We start from the raw sequence: 16731 nt of genomic DNA, 5'->3' as shown, positions 1-16731 counted from the left end.
GAATGCCAGGGGGGAAGCGGGCCGGGACCGCCGAGTGGCGCGTGACGTCACGCACAGAGTCAACGTGTACGTGTACGTGTACGCGTCAGCGTCGGCCGGTCATCCGGTGCGAGTGCATCGGGGCGGGACGCCGTACGCGGGCGCTCGGCTCCGTACTCTTTCCGTCCGGCGCGTCCCCCTCACGGTGCAGCGGCACCGACGAACCCGTCAGGGGCAGACCCGAGCCGCCGTGCCGGGTCGCGACGATCTCCGCCGCGATCGACAGCGCCGTCTCCTGCGGTGTGCGGCCCCCCAGGTCGAGCCCGATCGGTGACCTCAGCCGGGCCAACTCCCTTTCCGTCAGGCCCACTTCGCGCAGCCTGCGCAACCTGTCCGCGTGGGTGCGGCGCGAGCCCATCGCGCCGACGTAGGCGAGCGGCATGCGCAGTGCCTCCGTGAGCAGGGGCACGTCGAACTTGGCGTCGTGCGTGAGCACGCACAGCACCGTGCGCGCGTCGGTCCGCGTCTGCCGCAGATAGCGATGCGGCCAGTCGACCACGACCTCGTCCGCTTCGGGGAACCGTTCCCGGGTGGCGAAGACCGGCCGGGCGTCGCACACCGTCACATGGAAACCGAGGAAGCTTCCCGCGCGCACGAGCGCCTCCGCGAAGTCCACCGCACCGAAGACGATCATGCGGGGCGGCGGCACCCGGCACTCGACGAACAGAGTGACTCCGCCGGGGCAGAGCGCGCCGTCCAGCGCGACGTCGACCGTGCCCGTACGGCCGAGCGCGAGCATGTCCAGGGCCTCGTTCCGCGCGATGCGGTCCCACTGCGGTGAACCGCCGAGAGTTCCCTCGTACGCATCGTCCGCATGCACCAGCAGCGCGCCGCCCAGCAGTTCGTCGGGCCCGCGTACGACGCGCACGAGCGCCGCCGAAGCGCCCTCGGCGAAGGCCGCCAGGGCGGCGGCCAGCACGGGCCGGGCGGGTGCGGCGGCCCCGACCGGCGTGACCAGGACCTCCACCGTGCCGCCGCAGGTCAGGCCGACGGCGAAGGCGTCGTCGTCGCTGTAACCGAACCGCTGGACGACCGGTCTGCCGTCGGCCAGGGCCTGCGTGCACAGCTCGTACACGGCACCCTCCACACATCCGCCGGAGACCGAGCCGAGCGCGGCCCCCGCACCGTCGACGGCCAGCGCCGCGCCGGGGCCGCGGGGCGCGCTGCCGCTCACGCCGACGACGGTGGCCACGGCGACCTCGCGCCCCTCCTCGATCCACCGGCCCAACTGCGCCGCGACGTCACGCACGTTCGGCCCCCCGGCCCGCCGTCAGTACCCGGTCGGGGCGGATCGGCAGGCTGCGGTGGCGTACGCCGGTCGCGTGGTGGACCGCGTTGGCGATCGCCGCGGCGGCGCCCACGATGCCCACCTCTCCGATGCCCTTGAGGGTGGGGACGTCGTCCTCGTCCCGGACCTCCGGCAGCCAGTCCGCCTCGATGTGCGGGACGTCGGCGTGCGCGGCGTAGTGGTAGCCCGCGAGGTCGGCGCCGACGTGCGCACCCGAAGCCATGTCCCGTACCGCCTCCTCGTGCAGGGCCATGGAAATGCCCCAGGTCATCCCGCCGACGAACTGACTGCGCGCGGTCAGGGGATTGACGATCCGGCCCGCGTCGAAGATCCCCAGCATCCGGCGGACCCGCACCTCGCCGGTGGCGGTGTCGACGGCCACCTCGGCGAACTGCGAGCCGAAGGAGTGCCGTTCGCGCTGCGGCAGTGCCGCGAGGGCGTCGGCGGTGTTCGAGCGTGCGGTGATGCCCTGCGGCGGCACGTCGGCGCCGGGAGCGAGCAGGAGGCGCAGTTCCGCGGCGGCCGCGGTGACCGCCAGGGCCCAGGAACTGGTGCCCGCCGAGCCGCCCGCGACCATCGCCGGACCGAAGTCGCTGTCCCCGATGAGCACGCGGACCCGTTCGGGGGAGGTGTCCAGGGCGTCCGCGGCGATCAGCGTGAGCGCGGTCCGTGCTCCCGTTCCGATGTCGGCCGCCGCGATGCGTACGGTGAAACCGCCGTCCGCCTCGGCCGTCACCGCGGCCGTGGACGGCATGGTCCCCGCGTGGAAGGAGGCGGCGGCCGTACCGGTGCCCAGCAGCCACCGTCCGTCGCGCCGCACCCCGGGGCGCGGATCGCGGTCCGTCCAGCCGAACCTGGCCGCGCCGACCTCGAAGCACTCCGTCAGCCGGCGTCCCGCGAAGGGCAACCCGGAAACCGGACCCCGCTCAGGCTCGTTGCGGGCGCGCAGGACGATCGGGTCGATGCCGCACTTCTGCGCCAGTTCGTCGAGCGCGCACTCCAGCGCGAAGGAGCCCGGAGCCTCGCCCGGCGCCCGCATGAAGGTGGGCGTGGGCACGTCCAGCGCCACCACCCGGTGCGCGGTGCGGTGCGCCGGGGCGTCGTAGAGGGTCCGGCCGGGGGTGGCGCTCGGCTCCAGGAACTGTGCCGTCGTGGAGGTCATGTTCAGTGCCTGGTGTTCCAGCGCACGCAGCCGTCCGTCGGCGTCTGCGCCGAGCCGGACCCGCTGGACGGTGGGGCTGCGGTAGCCGACGAGCGTGAACATCTGACGCCGTGTCAGTACGACGCGGACCGGGCGCCCCAGGTGTGCCGCGGCCATCGCGGCCGCCACCTGGTGGGCGCGCAGCCCCTTGGAGCCGAAGCCGCCGCCGATGTGCTCGGAACGCACGCGTACCGAGGCGGGATCGAGTGCGAACAGGTTCGCGAGCTCTCCCTGCACCCAGCCGGTGCCCTGGTTGGAGTCCACCATGTCGAGCCGTCCGCCCTCCCAGCGGGCGGTCGCCGCGTGCGGCTCCATCGAGTGGTGGTGCTCCTCGGGGGTGCTGTACTCGGCGTCGACCACCGCTGCCGAGCGGGCGAGTTCCCTCTCCATGTCGCCCTTCTCGGTCACCGCGGGCGCGTGCGGGACGTCCGCCGCCGTGACCGCGTCGGGGCGGTCCGGGGAGAAGGCCACGTCATGCGGTTCCTCGGCGTAGCGCACCACGAGCGACTCTGCGGCCTCCCGGGCCTGTTCCGAGGTCTCCGCGACGACCAGCGCCACGGGCCAGCCCGCGTGCGGAACCCGGTCGTGCTGGAAGAGTGCGGCCGTCGGATCGGGCGGCACCCCCAGGAACGAGATGTAGTCGGTGTGGAGGGCGGGGGCGTTGCCGTGGTGCAGCACGGTGAGGACACCGGGCATGGCCAGGACCGCACCGCTCTCCACCGCGACGACCCGCCCGCGGGTCACCGTCGACAACACGAGCCAGCCGTGGGCGAGATGGACAAAGGGAATCTCTGCGGCGTAACGGGCGGCCCCGGTGACCTTGTCCCGTCCTTCCACACGCGAGTGGGCGGCGCCGACGGCGCCCCGGGGGAGTGCGGTGCTGGTCATCGACGGGACTCCTCGCCGGACGCGGTGGACTTGGTGGTGGATGTGCTGGATGCGGCGAGGTCGACGAGCACGGCGACGATGAGATTGCGGATGAGGTCCACCTTGTATCCGTTGTGGGGGAGGGGCGTCGCCGCGGAGAGCTCGGCAGTTGCCGCTGCGGCGAAGGCGTCGGCGTTCGCCGGGGCGCCCCGCAACGCCGCCTCCGCCGTGCGGGCCCGCCACGGGCGCGAGGCGACCGCGCCGAGGGCGAGGCGTACGTCCCGTACGACGCCCTCCCGCACGTCGAGGGCGGCGGCGACGGAACCGATCGCGAAGGCGTACGAGGCACGCTCGCGGACCTTGCGGTAGCGGGACGCGGCGGCCACCGGGGCGGGCGGCAGCACGACACCGGTGATCAGGGCCCCGGGCGGCAGCGCGGTCTCCAGGTGCGGGGTGTCGCCCACCGGCAGGTAGAAGTCCTCCAGTGCCAGCTCGCCCGGTCCGTCGGCCGACTCGTACGTGACGGCCGCGTCGAAGGCGGCCAGCGCGACGGCCAGGTCGGAGGGGTGTACGGCGACGCAGTGGCTGGAGGCTCCGAGGATCGCGGCGTTGTGGTGCTCGCCGGTCCGGGCGGGGCAGCCGGTGCCGGGGGAGCGCTTGTTGCAGGGCTGGGTGACGTCGGCGAAGTAACCGCAGCGGGTGCGCTGGAGGAGGTTTCCGCCGACCGTGGCCATGTTGCGCAGCTGGCCGGAGGCTCCGGCCAGTACGGCCTGCGTCAGCGCGGGGTAGTGCAGCCGGACGTCGGGATGGGCGGCGAGGTCGCTGTTGGTGACGGTGGCGCCGATGCGCAGGCCGCCGTCGGGGGCCGACTCGACGCGGTCCAGGGGGAGTTCCCGCAGATCCACGAGCCGGGAGGGCCGTTCCACGCCCGTCTTCATCAGGTCGACGAGGTTCGTACCGCCGCCGAGGAACCGGGCGTCGGGGTCGGCGTCGAGCAGCGCGAGGGCGTTGGGCACGTCGTACGCCCGCTGGTAGCTGAACTCCTTCACGCGCCGGCCTCCTTGAGGGTGTCGTGGTCCCGGCGGCCGGTTTCAGCGGCCCGTGCGACTGCCTGGACGATGGAGGTGTACGCGCCGCAGCGGCACAGGTTGCCGCTCATCCGCTCGCGGATCTCCTCGCCGGAGAGGGGCGGTGGCGTGGCCTGCGGACGTACGTCCTGTGTCGCCGCGCTGGGCCAGCCCGCCGCGTACTCCTCGATGACGGCGACGGCGGAGCAGATCTGGCCGGGTGTGCAGTAGCCGCACTGGAGGCCGTCCAGGTCGAGGAAGGCCTGCTGCACCGGGTGCAACTGCCCACCCTCTGACAGGCTTTCGACGGTCCGGATCTCGCGTCCCTCGGAGGCGACGGCCAGTTGCAGACAGGAGACGGCGCGCCTGCCGTCGATGAGTACGGTGCAGGCACCGCACTGGCCCTGGTCGCAGCCCTTCTTGGTGCCGGTGAGGCCGAGGCGTTCGCGCAGGGCGTCGAGCAGGGTGGACCGGTGGTCGACGGCGAGGGAGTGCTTCTCGCCGTTGATGTTCAGCACCACGACGCTGGACGTGGACGTGGACGTGGACGTGGACGTGGACGTGGACGTGGACGTGGACGTGGACGTGGATGTGGGGGAGTGGGAGGAAGTGGACGAGGCCATGGGCAGTCCTCTTTCGCGTTTCGCATGTCCGGGTGCGCGTGTCGGCAGATATCGGTGCCGCTGTCGGTGCCGCGCGGACGCCGAGGGCGTCAGGGTGTCCGGAGAGAATGGGGTGAGGGGGCCGGGGGCGAGGTGCGGCGGCGTGGGGCCGGTCGCAGGTGCAGGCCGAGTGCCGGGCACGCGCTTCCGCGGCTAGAGTGCACTCAACCGGACAGGTGTCCGTTACGGGAAAACGTACCGGACACCTGTCCGCTCAACAAGCAAGGGAACAAGCCACGCCGCACAACCGGGTGTTCGACGAAGCGGAAGGGAGGGCGAGTGAAGCAAGAACGAGACGTGCCGGTGCGATCGGACGCGCAGCGCAATCGCGAGCGCATTCTGGAGGTGGCGCTCGCAGAATTGAGCTGTGACGCGGATACGCCTCTGAACGCCATTGCCAGGAAGGCGGGTGTCGGGCAGGGCACCTTCTACCGGAACTTCCCGCACCGGGAAGCACTCGTCCTGGAGGTTTTCCGCCACGAGATGCGCCAAGTCGCCGACTCCGCGTCGGAGTTGCTCGCGACACGCCGGCCGGAGGTGGCGCTGCGTGAATGGATGGACCGACTCGCGCAGTTCGCCATGGCCAAGGCGGGCCTCGCGGAGGCGATGCGCCGGGCGACCAGTGCGCCGGGCGCCCCGGCGAAACCGGGCCACGCCCCCGTCACCGAAGCGGCGGAACTCCTGCTGCGTGCCAACGAGAACGCGGGTACGATCCGCCCCGGCGTCACCCCGGACGACCTCATCCTCGCGGTCGGCGGCCTCTGGCAGCTCGACCCGCGGAGCGACTGGCAACCCCGTGCCGCCTGGCTCTTCGACCTCGTCATGGACGGCCTGCGCGCGGGCTCGGCCTCCCACGGGGCCTGACGGGCCTCCGCGGGCGCCGAGCGGGCGCTGTCGTCGGCAGGCCCTGTTGGTCCTTCCGGGCCTGCGGCCTGGGGCTTTTCGAAGGGGTGCCGCACCCGGGGACGGGCGTCGGACCCTAGTAAGGGCCCGTGCACGTCAACGCTCCCCTTCCACCGGGGGAGGCCAACCGTCGACCATGGTGGTCGCGCAGCGGATCAGTGGGCCCTGGCCGCCCCGAGGCCGGTCACTTGACGTGCACCGTCACCACGTTGGAGGCGTGCAGACGCACTGGGTGCTGATCGTGCCTGCTGGTCAATCCGTACAGCACGGCCCGGAAGCGCAGATCGCCGCGGCGGGCGGACGTCCCCGTGGCGGTGACGCGTACGTCGCCCCGGGCAATGGGGCTGCATGTCTCCTGGTGCCACCCCTGACCGAAGCCGTTCTCCTCCAGGCACAGTTGGTGCAGGAAGCCGGAGCTGTCGTCGCCGCCGTGCGCCGTGACCGTGATGGTCTTGCCGACGTGAGCGGTGTCCGGCGCGGTGATCTCCACCGTGCCCTTGGCGAACGCGGGTCCTGCGGCCAGAGTCACTGACGCCAGACCCAGCGCGCCGATCAACGCCATCCGGCGCCCGTGCGTCCCGCGTCCGGTCTTCTTCGTCCTGGTCATGGACGTTCCTTTCACGGATCTCTCCCGGTGAGGCGAGATCCGGCCCCTGCGTGCAGGCACCCAGCGTGCCCAGCCGGTTACTCAGACGGACGCGCGGCCCCGCTCGTTGCGGCACGTCCACTCCGTTACAGATCCATGACCACCTCCCCTGGGCCTACCCGGACCGCCCTCTCGGGGTCACTGGGGGCCAATGGGGGCGTCGCATCGGCGGCGTCCGCAACCGTCCGCTCGCCGTCGTCCGCGCGGGTCGCCCGCGCGGAGCCGTACCGGAAGGGACCGCCGCTCTCCGGCTCAGCGCGGTTTGACGCCGGTGGCCAGCCAGGTTTCGCGTACCGCGGCCGGGGTGGCGTTGATCTGTGCCGCAGCCTGCGCGCAGATCCTCCCGACGGTCTCGTCGGGTACGCCCTGGGCCTTGATCGCGTCGATCATCGCGTCCCAGGTCACCGGGTCGAGCTCGCACATCGTTTCGGGCTTGGCGCCGTCGTTCACAGATCCTCCAGGGTCGACGTCTGCTCGCTCAGACTCACGCACGTCACCCCCGGCGGCAACTGGGCCGACGTGGCGCGGCGCGCTGCTCCCGCGAAGGGCAGGGCGGTCGGCACATGGGCCCGGCGGCTGGTGGTAGACGAGGGGCGAGCGCCACGGGTACGGGTGTTCGGCCACAGAGCCGCTGAACCACCCGGGCGCGGAGCCACCGAACCACCGAACCACGGAAACGGAGCACCCCATGCGGGAAGCCACTCAGACCGAAGTACGCCGTGCCTTCGACAGCGGACTGCCGGGGCTGCGGCCCCCGCGGTCCGTCATCGTCGTCGGCGCCGGACTCGCCGGACTGGCCGTCGCCCACGAACTCGCCGCCCGGGACTGCGAGGTGACGGTCCTGGAGGCGTCCAACCGGCCCGGCGGGCGCGCGTACACGTTAAGGGAGCCGTTCGCCGACGGACTGCACGCCGAGGCCGGCGCGATGACGCTCACTCCGCACTGCCACTACGCCATGCACTACCTGCGCGAACTCGGCGTCGAGACGGACACCGCCGACCTCTTCGGCACCACGTTCTCCTACTTCGCCCGTGGCGGCTTCTTCACCCCCGAGCCCGACGCCGTCGCCGGGGCCGGGCTGGACCTGCACCCGCACGAGAAGGACCTCGGTGTCGGCGGCATGATCGAGCGGTACGTCTCCGCCGTCGCCGACAGCCTCCAGCCCGACCTGAGCACCCCCGACTGGGCGGTCACCGAGCGACTCGCCCCCTACGACCACCTCTCCGTGCACGAGGTCCTCACCGAACGGGGTGCCTCCCAGGCGGCCATCGACCTCATGGAGCCGCTCTTCCTGGAGATGCGCGGCGGCGACCTGAAGACGGCGTCGGCACTGTCCTGGCTGCGCCACGAGGCGAGCCCGCACTCGCTGGGCAACGCCGATCCCCGCTGGGCCAAGGTCAAGGGCGGCACCGACCGCTTCCCGCAGGCCTTCGCCGAGCGGCTCAAGAGCCGCATCCACTACCGCCGTCCGGTGGTGCGCGTCGAACAGGACGCGGAGCGGGCCCGGGTCACCTTCCTCGCCCACGGCCGTATGCACACCCTGGAGGCCGAACGCGTCGTCGTCACCGTCCCGTTCAGCACGATCCGGCACATCGACTTCACCGACGCGGGCCTCTCCGACGCCAAGCACGACGTGATGCGCCGGGTGAAGTACTCCTCGATCGTCCGCGTCTACCTCCAGATGCGCCGCCAGTTCTGGCCGCAGCAAAACGCCAGCTTCTCCACCGACCTGCCCATACGGTGGATACGCGACGCCACCCCGCAGCTCCCGGGCCCCCGCAAGATCCTGGAGTGCCTGATGACGGGGTGGCGGGCCCGGGCGGTGTCGGCCATGACCGAGGAGGAACGCCTCGACTTCGTCCTGACGGAGGTCGAGCGGATGCTGCCGGGCACCCGCGACCACTTCGAGACCGGTACGTCCGTCTGCTGGGACCAACGGCCCTACGCCGAGGGCGCGTACATCCTGCCCGAGCGCGGGCACAGCGCCCTGATGCCAGTGATCCGCAGGCCCGAGGGGCGGGTCCATTTCGCCGGTGACCACGCGGGGTTCGAGCCCAACGGAGGCTCGATGACCTTCGCCCTGGAGTCCGCGGCCCGCACCCTCGTGGAACTCGGCGCGGCAGCCGACGCGTCCTGAGCCCGCGCAGACGGGGGCCGCGGAGGCAGTTGCAGACCGGGGGCCGGGGAGTCAGCCGAGCAGTCGGCGCAGCACCCCGGCCCCGTCGCTGGTCAGCACCGACTCCGGGCGGAACTGCACGCCCCGTACGGCCCGTTCGTGCAGAGCGATCAGCTCGTGCCCGTCCGGGCCGCGGACGATCATGCAGGCGTTGCGGAAGGCGGCGGTGACCGGCCGTCCGAAGAACTCCACCTCCCGCGCCAGCCCGGTGCCGCCGGACCTGGGCACCACCCGGGCGTCCGGCAGGGCGGCCAGCGCCAGCAGCTGGAAACCGAGGCCCACCCCGGCCACCGGCGGCCCGCCGGACGGCCGGTCCCGGACCAGGAGAGCGGCTGTCCGGCGCAGCGCCGTCATCCGCACGCAGTCCCGGTCATCGGGGCGGCCGGGGCCGGACGCCAGCAGTACGGGCCCCGGGTGCCGGACCAGGGTGCCGGCCGCGTCGGGGTCGTCGTGGCGGATCACCTCGGCTCGGCCGTACACGGCGGTCACCAGGTGCAGCAGGGCGGCCAGTTCGGCGCGGGCGTCGCCGCCCGGGTCGAGCACCAGCACGGCCGGGCCGCCCGCAGGCGGTGCGGCGGCGCCCTCCGTCCAGAAGGGCGACAGCTCCGTGTGCCGCCGGGCCAGCGCCTCCCGTACGGCACTGTCGAGGGCAGCGTCAGGGGCTGGTGGGGCGGGGGCGGTCGGTGTGCGCGCCTGCCCGGCGGTCGGCGGTCGGGCCGTAAGGGCGCTCAGCACAGCCTGCGCCTTGGTCCGGGTCTCGGCGGCCTCGGCCTCCGGTGACGACCGGCCGCCCACGGTCGCCCCCACCGACAGGCGGGCCTCGCCCCGGTGATCCACGACCAGGGTCCGGATCACCGCCGCCGAGTCCAGCTCCTCCGCGCCCGCGTTGTCGCGGCCGATCAGGGCGAGGAGACCGCCGTAGTAGCCGCGTCCGGTCGTCTCGTACCCGTGGATGGCCTCGCACGCCTCCGCGAACGGGCTGCCCACCACCGTCGACGCGAACAGGGCCCGCGCCAGGGTCTCGCGCGCTCCGGTCGTCACGGGGCCGCTGATCCGGCACTGCGTGTGCAGCAGATGTGCCATCCCGCGCAGGTACGGACCCTCCACCCGCACTCCGGGTCCGGCCAGTTGACAGAGCGCTGCCAGTTCCGCGTCCACCGTGGTCGCCAGCTCCTCCGCCTCCTTGCGGTCGGCGAGGAAGGCCAGGAGGTCTTCGGCGCGGGCCCCTTCCGGCGGGCGCCGGTAGGTGCCGCACAGCGGATTCATCACCACCCGGCCGCCCTCGACCCCCACATGCCCCTGCGGGGTCGCGCCCACCAGGGTGACCGGCTCGGGTCCGCCGGTGTGCACGACGAAGGTCCAGTACGCGCCCGACTCGGCCCGCAGCAGCCGCCGGAACAACTCCACGGCCACGGCGGGGGTGAATCCCGGCAGTCGCGCGGACCAGTCCCGGCGCAGCAGGACGTTCAGCCCGCCCCGGGCGGCATCCGACTCGACGAACTCCCGCACCAGGTCCTCGTACTGGGCATCGCTCGTCACGAACCCCGCGTCCCGCCACTCCACCGGCGGTCCCCCGACGGGGTCTTGGCCGGTCGACGCGTCCTCGGGCAGAAGGCCGGTGAACGCGTCCTCGGGCAGGAGGCCGGTGAACGCGTCCTCGGGCAGGACGTGGTGCTCGCGCACCCGCAGCACCCGTACCGGCGTGCCGTCGTCGTGGCACGGCAGGCCGTGTTCCGCCAGGTGCCGGAAGGGCAGCAGGGCCAGCAGCCCCGGACCCGGCGCACCGTCCGTCGCAGCCGCCTCGGCCAGCGAGCCGACGGTTTCCATCTCCCCGAACAGCACCTCGACCGGGGCCCGTTCGCGCAGTCCGGGACGCTGCCTGCGCAGCAGCGCGAAGGGCGGCACGTCAGGGCCGTACAGCCGCTCCCGTATGTCCGCGTCCGTCGTCGGCATCACCGACCACGCTCCCTTCCGGTCGGCCACGCGGCGGCGGTCCGATCGAGTCCGGGCGGCCGCGCTGCGGCGGACCGCCTGAGGCAATGGGTCTTCGGGCGGCTCATGATGTCGGCCCGACGGGCAACAAGTAGCCCGTCGGAGGGGCCAGTTGACGCCCCCCGCGCGCACCCCCCCGCCGCCCGACCGAGTACCCGAGAGGTGTCATGCGAATCGCGATCAGCGGAGCCGGACCCGGCGGCCTCTACACGGCCGCGCTCGTCAAACGGCTGCGGCCGCGCAGCGAGATCGACGTCTGGGAGGTGAACGCCCCCGACCAGACCTTCGGCTTCGGCGTCGTCTTCTCGGAGGGCGCGCTCGGCGGCATCGAGGCGGCCGACCCCGCGCTGTTCGCCGCACTCGACGCCGAGTGCGCGCACTGGTCGCGGATCGACGTCCACCACCGGGGCCGCACCTCGCGCAACGGCGGCTACCGCTTCTCCGCGATCGGCCGCCGCGCCCTGCTGGCCATGCTGCGCGAGCGGTGCGCCGACCTCGGCGTCACCGTCCGCCACCACACCCGCGCCCCCGAGGCGGACGAACTCGCCCGGACGTACGACCTGGTGGTGGCGGCCGACGGCGTCAACTCCGCGACCCGCGAGGCCCGTCGGGCCCAGTTCGGCACCGAGACCACCCGACGCGGCTCCCGCTACCTGTGGCTCGGCACCGAACGGCCCTTCACCGCCCTGACCTTCGCCGTCGCCGAGACGGAGCACGGCACGCTGCACGCCCACGCCTACCCCTACGCCCCCGGCCTCAGCACCTTCATCGCCGAGGTCGACGACCGGGTGTGGGAGGCCGTGGGGTTCACCGAGGGCGACACGACCGTGCCGGACGCCTCCGGGCGGAGTGACACGGACCGGCTCGCCGACCTCTTCGCCGACGTCCTGGACGGACACGCCCTGCGCGGCAACCGGTCGCGCTGGGGCCGCTTCGTGTCCGTCCGCAACCGGCACTGGAGTCACGAGCGGATCGCGCTCCTCGGCGACAGCGCGCACACCACCCACTTCTCCGTCGGCTCGGGCACCCGGCTCGCCATGGAGGACGGCCTGGCGCTCGCCCTGGCGCTGGACGACCACGGGTCGGTTCCCGAGGCGCTCGCCGCCTACCAGGCCGAGCGCCGGCCGGAGGTCGAGGCCATGCAGCGCACCGCGCGCACCAGCCAGGAGTGGTTCGAGGAACTGGAGAGTTACGCGGACCTCGAACCGGAGGCGTTCAACGCCCACTTGATCACCCGCAGTGGCCGCCTCACCCGCGACGACCTGGCCGCCTGGTCCCCCGAGCGCGTCGAGCGGGTCCGGGAGCGCTTCGCGCGCGCGGACCGCAGCGCGGGCGGGAGCACCGACCACAGGCCGGACGGGAGCACCGACCGCAGCGCGCGCGGGAGCGCCGTCCGCTGAGCCGGCTCTCCCGCCCGCCCCGGCGGCTGCGGGAGGTGTCACGAGGGGGCGGAGCGCCGCCGGTCGGCCATGGACCGGCCACCCACGAACCAGTGGTCCGGCGGCGTCTGCTCCACGACCACCCGGACGGCTTCCGCCGGTGTGCCGAGCGTCTCGTGCGTGGCGGCCGTGAGCGCCGCGCCGAGCGCGGCCACCTCCTGCGGGGACCGGCCCGCCAGCAGGGTGACGTGGATGAGCGGCATCTCTGACTCCTTCCGTTGTCCGTCGCGGTTCTGGAACGACGTGCCGACGCAGCCCCGGTATGGCGCCTCAGGACGACGCGTTCCCGCGGGCGGTCCGCAGGTCGGCCGCGAGGCTGCGGCCCGTGTGCGAGTCCTTGGCGGCGGCCAGTTTGGCGGGCGTGCCCTCGAACACCACCCGGCCGCCCTGGCTGCCCGCCTCCGGGCCGAGGTCCACCACCCAGTCGGCGTGCTTGACGACGTCCAGGTCGTGCTCGATCACCAGCACCGTGTTGCCGCCGTCCACGAGCCGGTCGAACAGGCCAAGCAGGCGGCGCGTGTCGCTCATGTGCAGCCCCGTGGTCGGCTCGTCGAAGATGTAGACGGTGCCGGTCTCCTTCAGCCGGTGCGCCAGCTTGAGCCGCTGCCGCTCGCCGCCGGAGAGCGTGGACAGCGGCTGGCCCAGGGTGAGGTAGCCGAGTCCGACCTCGGTGAGGAGGGCCAGCTTGCGCCGTACGGGCGCGTCGTCGAAGAACTCGACCGCCTCCTCGGCGGTCATGGCCAGGACGTCGACGACCGTCCGGCCGCGCAGGGTGTGCCGCAGGGCCTCGTCGTTGAACCGGTGCCCTTCGCAGCGCTCGCACACCGTGGTCACCGGGTCCATGAAGGCGAGGTCGGTCTCGATGACGCCCTTGCCGCCGCACTCCGGACAGGCGCCCTCGGAGTTGAAGCTGAACAGTCCGGGCTTCTCGCCCGAGGCCCGCGCGAACCGCTGGCGCAGGCTGTCCATGATGTCGGTGTACGTCGCCGGGTTGGACCGCGAGGAGATGCCCACCGACGACTGGTCGATCACCACGGACTCGGGGTGCTGCGCGACGAACGCCTGCGACACGAGAGTGCTCTTGCCGGAACCGGCCACACCGGTCACCGCGGTGAGCACCCCGGTGGGGAAGGCGACGGTGACGTCGTGCAGATTGTGCAGACTGGCCGCCCGGACGGTCAGCTCGCCGGTGCGGGAGCGGACGGTGTCCTTGAGCCCGGTCACGCTCCGGAGCTGTTTCCCGGTGACCGTGGCGGAGCGGCGCAGCCCCGCCGGGGTGCCCTCGAACGTGACCTCGCCGCCGTCGCGTCCGGCCCCCGGGCCCATGTCGACGACGTGGTCGGCGATCGCGATGACGTCCCGGTCGTGCTCCACGACCAGCACGGTGTTCCCCTTGTCGCGCAGGGCGAGCAGGATGTCGTTCAGCCTTTGTACGTCCCGCGGGTGCAGGCCGACGCTGGGCTCGTCGAAGATGTACGTCAGCCCGGTCAGGCTGCTGCCCAGGTGGCGCACCGTCTTCAGCCGCTGGGCCTCGCCGCCGGACAGCGTCCTGGTCTGCCGTCCCAGGCTCAGATAGCCGAGCCCGACCGACCGGACGCGCTCCAGCGCCGCCCGCGCGGCCGTCACGGCCGGTTTGACCGAGGGTGCGTCGATCCGGGCGAGCCGCTCGATCAGGTCGGTGATCTCCATGGCCGAGAAGTCCGCGATGTTGTCGCCGTCGATGCGGGAGGCGAGGGCGGCCGCGTTCAGCCGTCCGCCGTGGCAGACGTCGCAGGGGCCCTGGGTCACCACCCGCTCGATCTCCGTACGCTCCTTGGCCTTCGCGTTGTCGAGGCCGGGGGTGATGTACCGGCGGGTGAACCGCTCGACGATGCCCTCGTACTCGTTCTTGTAGACGCCGTTGCGACCCGCCCGGTCGACCGTGAACCCCTTGCCGTGCAGCAGCAGTTCGCGTTCCTTCGCGGAGAAGTCGCGCACCGGCTTGTCGGGGTCGAAGAGCCCGGACTCGCCGTACAGCTGCCACTGGAAGGTGCCGACCGCGAACGACGGGAAGCGGATGGCGCCTTCGTTGAGGCTCTTGTCCTCGTCGAGCAGCCTGTCCAGTTCCAGGCGGACCGTGGTGCCGAGGCCCTGGCACTCCTGGCACATGCCGCGCGGGTCGTTGGGCGAGTACATGTGCGAGGGGCCCGCACTGGGCGTGCCCGCGCGAGAGAACAGCACCCGCAGCGCGGGCAGGATCTCGGTCATCGTGCCGACCGTGGAACGGGCGTTGCCGCCGACCGGCCGCTGGTCGACGACGATCGCCGTGGAGAGGTTCTCCATCACCCCCGCGTTCGGCCGTTCGTACTTCGGCATCCGGTTGCGCACGAAGGCCGGCAGGGTCTCGTTGAGCTGGCGCTGCGACTCGATCGCCAGCGTGTCGAAGACCACCGAGGACTTCCCCGACCCGGAGACCCCGGTGAAGACCGTCAGCTTGCCCTTGGGGATGCGCAGGTCGACGCCCTTGAGATTGTTCTGCCGGGCCTCGCCCAGCACGATGAAGTCCTCGTCGTGGTTCTTCCGGTGAGCCGCCATGTCAGCACCTTCCGCATCGGACGGGTGGTTTCCCTCGGGAAACCATTCCATGTCCTCCTCTGCTACCCCGTGACCGCGTAGGCCTGCGCGCCGCGCGGACTTGCCGCGCCGAGCACCAGCCCGTCGCCGGTGAGGCCGGTGGCGCACACCTTGCTGAGCGAGTAGTCGGCCACCAGGTCCACCTGGTGCCCGCGCCGCCGCAGCGCCTCGACCTCCGCCGCGGGCCAGCCGCCCTCCAGGACCACGGTCCCCGGGCGGAACCGGCGCGGGGCGAAGGACGTGGGCACGTGGTCGGTGTGGAAGGTGCGTGCCTCGATGGCCTCCTGCGGGCCCATCCCGTGCTCCGTGTGGTGCAGGAAGAAGCTCAGCGTCCATTGGTCCTGCTGGTCGCCGCCGGGCGTCCCGAACGCCAGGTGCGGCCGGCCGTCCCGCAGGACCAGGGTCGGGCTGAGCGTGGTCCGCGGGCGCTTGCCGGGTGCCACCGTGTTCGGGTGGCCGGGGGTGAGGGTCGCCATCTGCCCCCGGGTGCCCAGCGGGAAGCCCAGACCCGGCACCACCGGGGAACTCTTCAGCCAGCCGCCGCTGGGCGTCGCCACCACCATGTTGCCCGCCGCGTCGGTGACGCTGACGCAGCACGTGTCGCCGGTCGCCGCGGTCAGCTTCATGATCGCCGGGATGCCCTGCTCCAGCTCGCCCAGCCAGGCCGGGTCCGCGGGCGCGATGCTCTCGTCGTGCAGCGGCGGCAGCAGCGGCTCGCACCCGCCGGGCCGCCCCGGCCGCAGTTCGTGCGAGGCCTCCCCACTGAGCAGCGCCCGCCGCGCGGCGGTGTACGCCGGGTCCAGCAGGGCCTCGACGGGCACGTCCGCGTGGTCCGGGTCGCCGTACCAGGCCTCGCGGTCGGCGAAGGCGAGCTTGGCGGCCTCGACCACCGCGTGGACGTACTCCGCGCTCTGCGGCCCCGTCGCGGCGAGATCCGTCTCCGCCAGCAGGGCGAGCTGCTGGAGGAAGACCGGGCCCTGCGACCAGGGCCCCGCCTTGTGCACGGTGAAGTCGCGGTGATCGAGGGTCAGGGGACGCTCCACGTGCGGGCGCCACGCCGCGAGGTCCGCGCCGGTGAGCAGGCCGCTGTTGCGGCGGCCGGTGGAGTCCATCTCCTCGGCCTTGGCGAGATAGGTGTCGATCGCCTCCGCGACGAAGCCGCTGTAGAACGCCTCCGTCGCCGCGTCGATCTGCCCCTCGCGGTCCCGTCCGGACGCCTTCGCCTCGGCGAGCAGCCGCCGGTAGGTGCGCGCCAGCACCGGGTTGGTGACGCGCTCCCCGGCGCGCGGGGCGACCCCGCCCCGCAGGTAGGTGCGGCCCGACTCCGTCCAGGTGTCGCGGAACAGCTCCGCGAGCGCCCCGATCATGGCGGCGCACTTGGGCAGCACCGGATAGCCGTGCTCCGCGTAGCCGATCGCCGGTTCCAGGACGTCCTCCAGCGGCAGCGTGCCGTACTCCTTCAGCAGCCGGAGCCAGGCGCCCACGGCGCCGGGGACGACGGCGGGCAGCAGCCCGGAACCCGGAACGACGGCCAGACCGCGTCCGGTGAAGGCCTCCACGGTCGCCGCCGCGGGCATCGGCCCCTGCCCGCAGACGACGTCGACCGAACCGCTGCCGGCCCGGTGGGCGAGGATCGGCACGTCGCCGCCCGGCCCGTTGAGATGCGGCTCGACCACCTGGATGACGAAGGCGGCGGCGGTCGCGGCGTCGAAGGCGTTGCCGCCACGGTTCAGCATGGACATGCCCGCCGTGGAGGCCAGCCAGTGGGTGGAGGCCACGGCACCGCGGGTGCCGTGCAGTTCGGGTCGGAAGAGCACCGGGGAGATCCCTTTCTGGTC

The 16731-nt window shown here is 72.8% G+C and carries 13 protein-coding genes; 3 read left to right on the top strand and 10 right to left on the bottom strand.

Annotation, left to right across the window (positions count from 1 at the left end):
- Positions 1-85: 85 nt before the first annotated feature.
- Genes ACIO3O_RS01040 through ACIO3O_RS01025 form a run of 4 tightly spaced genes read right to left on the bottom strand, consistent with a single transcriptional unit; the run spans position 86 to position 5085 of the window.
- Positions 86-1288 carry an XdhC family protein gene (locus ACIO3O_RS01040; RefSeq protein ID WP_401740316.1) on the bottom strand — a complete coding sequence of 401 codons (1203 nt, stop codon included), beginning with the start codon at positions 1286-1288 and terminating at the stop codon, positions 86-88.
- Positions 1281-3416: a xanthine dehydrogenase family protein molybdopterin-binding subunit gene (locus ACIO3O_RS01035; RefSeq protein WP_401740315.1), complete on the bottom strand. Its 2136-nt coding sequence runs from the start codon at positions 3414-3416 to the stop codon at positions 1281-1283. The genes ACIO3O_RS01040 and ACIO3O_RS01035 overlap by 8 nt, the downstream gene beginning before the upstream one ends.
- A complete protein-coding gene (locus ACIO3O_RS01030; protein ID WP_401740314.1) occupies positions 3413-4444 on the bottom strand; it encodes an FAD binding domain-containing protein in 1032 nt (343 codons plus the stop codon). Before ACIO3O_RS01030 ends, ACIO3O_RS01035 begins: the two co-directional genes overlap by 4 nt.
- Positions 4441-5085 carry a (2Fe-2S)-binding protein gene (locus ACIO3O_RS01025; RefSeq protein WP_401740312.1) on the bottom strand — a complete coding sequence of 215 codons (645 nt, stop codon included), beginning with the start codon at positions 5083-5085 and terminating at the stop codon, positions 4441-4443. The genes ACIO3O_RS01030 and ACIO3O_RS01025 overlap by 4 nt, the downstream gene beginning before the upstream one ends.
- Positions 5086-5403: 318 nt before the next feature.
- On the opposite strand from ACIO3O_RS01025, the gene ACIO3O_RS01020 reads away from it, so the two are divergent.
- On the top strand, positions 5404-5988 hold the full coding sequence (locus ACIO3O_RS01020) for a TetR/AcrR family transcriptional regulator (protein WP_401740310.1): 585 nt from the start codon (positions 5404-5406) through the stop codon (positions 5986-5988).
- A 223-nt stretch (positions 5989-6211) separates the two neighbouring features.
- On the opposite strand, the gene ACIO3O_RS01015 is transcribed toward ACIO3O_RS01020, so the two are convergent.
- Both ACIO3O_RS01015 and ACIO3O_RS01010 read right to left on the bottom strand, forming a co-directional pair.
- On the bottom strand, positions 6212-6634 hold the full coding sequence (locus ACIO3O_RS01015; protein ID WP_401740307.1) for a hypothetical protein: 423 nt from the start codon (positions 6632-6634) through the stop codon (positions 6212-6214).
- Positions 6635-6925: 291 nt separating this feature from the next.
- The gene (locus ACIO3O_RS01010) at positions 6926-7123 is read right to left on the bottom strand and encodes a hypothetical protein (protein ID WP_401740304.1); all 198 of its coding nucleotides are present in this window, start codon (positions 7121-7123) and stop codon (positions 6926-6928) included.
- A 238-nt stretch (positions 7124-7361) separates the two neighbouring features.
- On the opposite strand from ACIO3O_RS01010, the gene ACIO3O_RS01005 reads away from it, so the two are divergent.
- The gene (locus ACIO3O_RS01005; RefSeq protein ID WP_401740301.1) at positions 7362-8810 is read left to right on the top strand and encodes a flavin monoamine oxidase family protein; all 1449 of its coding nucleotides are present in this window, start codon (positions 7362-7364) and stop codon (positions 8808-8810) included.
- A gap of 51 nt (positions 8811-8861) precedes the next feature.
- Here ACIO3O_RS01005 and ACIO3O_RS01000 read toward each other — a convergent pair whose 3' ends face one another.
- On the bottom strand, positions 8862-10802 hold the full coding sequence (locus tag ACIO3O_RS01000; RefSeq protein ID WP_401740300.1) for a chorismate-binding protein: 1941 nt from the start codon (positions 10800-10802) through the stop codon (positions 8862-8864).
- Positions 10803-11008: 206 nt separating this feature from the next.
- Between ACIO3O_RS01000 and ACIO3O_RS00995 the strand changes: the two genes are divergently transcribed.
- The gene (locus tag ACIO3O_RS00995; protein WP_401740298.1) at positions 11009-12241 is read left to right on the top strand and encodes an FAD-dependent monooxygenase; all 1233 of its coding nucleotides are present in this window, start codon (positions 11009-11011) and stop codon (positions 12239-12241) included.
- Between the two features lie 38 nt (positions 12242-12279).
- Here ACIO3O_RS00995 and ACIO3O_RS00990 read toward each other — a convergent pair whose 3' ends face one another.
- The 3 genes from ACIO3O_RS00990 to ACIO3O_RS00980 all read right to left on the bottom strand — a co-directional run bounded on the left by ACIO3O_RS00990 (position 12280) and on the right by ACIO3O_RS00980 (position 16710).
- Positions 12280-12483 (bottom strand): tautomerase family protein, encoded by a 204-nt coding sequence (locus ACIO3O_RS00990; RefSeq protein WP_401740296.1) that lies wholly within the window; start codon positions 12481-12483, stop codon positions 12280-12282.
- A 67-nt stretch (positions 12484-12550) separates the two neighbouring features.
- A complete protein-coding gene (locus ACIO3O_RS00985) occupies positions 12551-14854 on the bottom strand; it encodes an ATP-binding cassette domain-containing protein (protein WP_401740293.1) in 2304 nt (767 codons plus the stop codon).
- Positions 14855-14916: 62 nt separating this feature from the next.
- On the bottom strand, positions 14917-16710 hold the full coding sequence (locus ACIO3O_RS00980; protein WP_401740290.1) for a gamma-glutamyltransferase family protein: 1794 nt from the start codon (positions 16708-16710) through the stop codon (positions 14917-14919).
- Positions 16711-16731: the final 21 nt, after the last annotated feature.

Source organism: Streptomyces sp. NPDC087440 (assembly GCF_044744005.1).
GTDB lineage: Bacteria > Actinomycetota > Actinomycetes > Streptomycetales > Streptomycetaceae > Streptomyces.
This window is presented reverse-complemented; position numbering and strand designations above follow the sequence as displayed.

Excerpts from the sequence above, each read along its gene's own strand:
- ACIO3O_RS01035 (WP_401740315.1), bottom strand. The coding sequence starts at position 3,416 with ATGACCAGCACCGCACTCCCCCGGGGCGCCGTCGGCGCCGCCCACTCG.
- ACIO3O_RS01025 (WP_401740312.1), bottom strand. The coding sequence starts at position 5,085 with ATGGCCTCGTCCACTTCCTCCCACTCCCCCACATCCACGTCCACGTCC.
- ACIO3O_RS01015 (WP_401740307.1), bottom strand. The coding sequence starts at position 6,634 with ATGACCAGGACGAAGAAGACCGGACGCGGGACGCACGGGCGCCGGATG.
- ACIO3O_RS01005 (WP_401740301.1), top strand. The coding sequence starts at position 7,362 with ATGCGGGAAGCCACTCAGACCGAAGTACGCCGTGCCTTCGACAGCGGA.
- ACIO3O_RS01000 (WP_401740300.1), bottom strand. The coding sequence starts at position 10,802 with ATGCCGACGACGGACGCGGACATACGGGAGCGGCTGTACGGCCCTGAC.
- ACIO3O_RS00995 (WP_401740298.1), top strand. The coding sequence starts at position 11,009 with ATGCGAATCGCGATCAGCGGAGCCGGACCCGGCGGCCTCTACACGGCC.
- ACIO3O_RS00990 (WP_401740296.1), bottom strand. The coding sequence starts at position 12,483 with ATGCCGCTCATCCACGTCACCCTGCTGGCGGGCCGGTCCCCGCAGGAG.
- ACIO3O_RS00985 (WP_401740293.1), bottom strand. The coding sequence starts at position 14,854 with ATGGCGGCTCACCGGAAGAACCACGACGAGGACTTCATCGTGCTGGGC.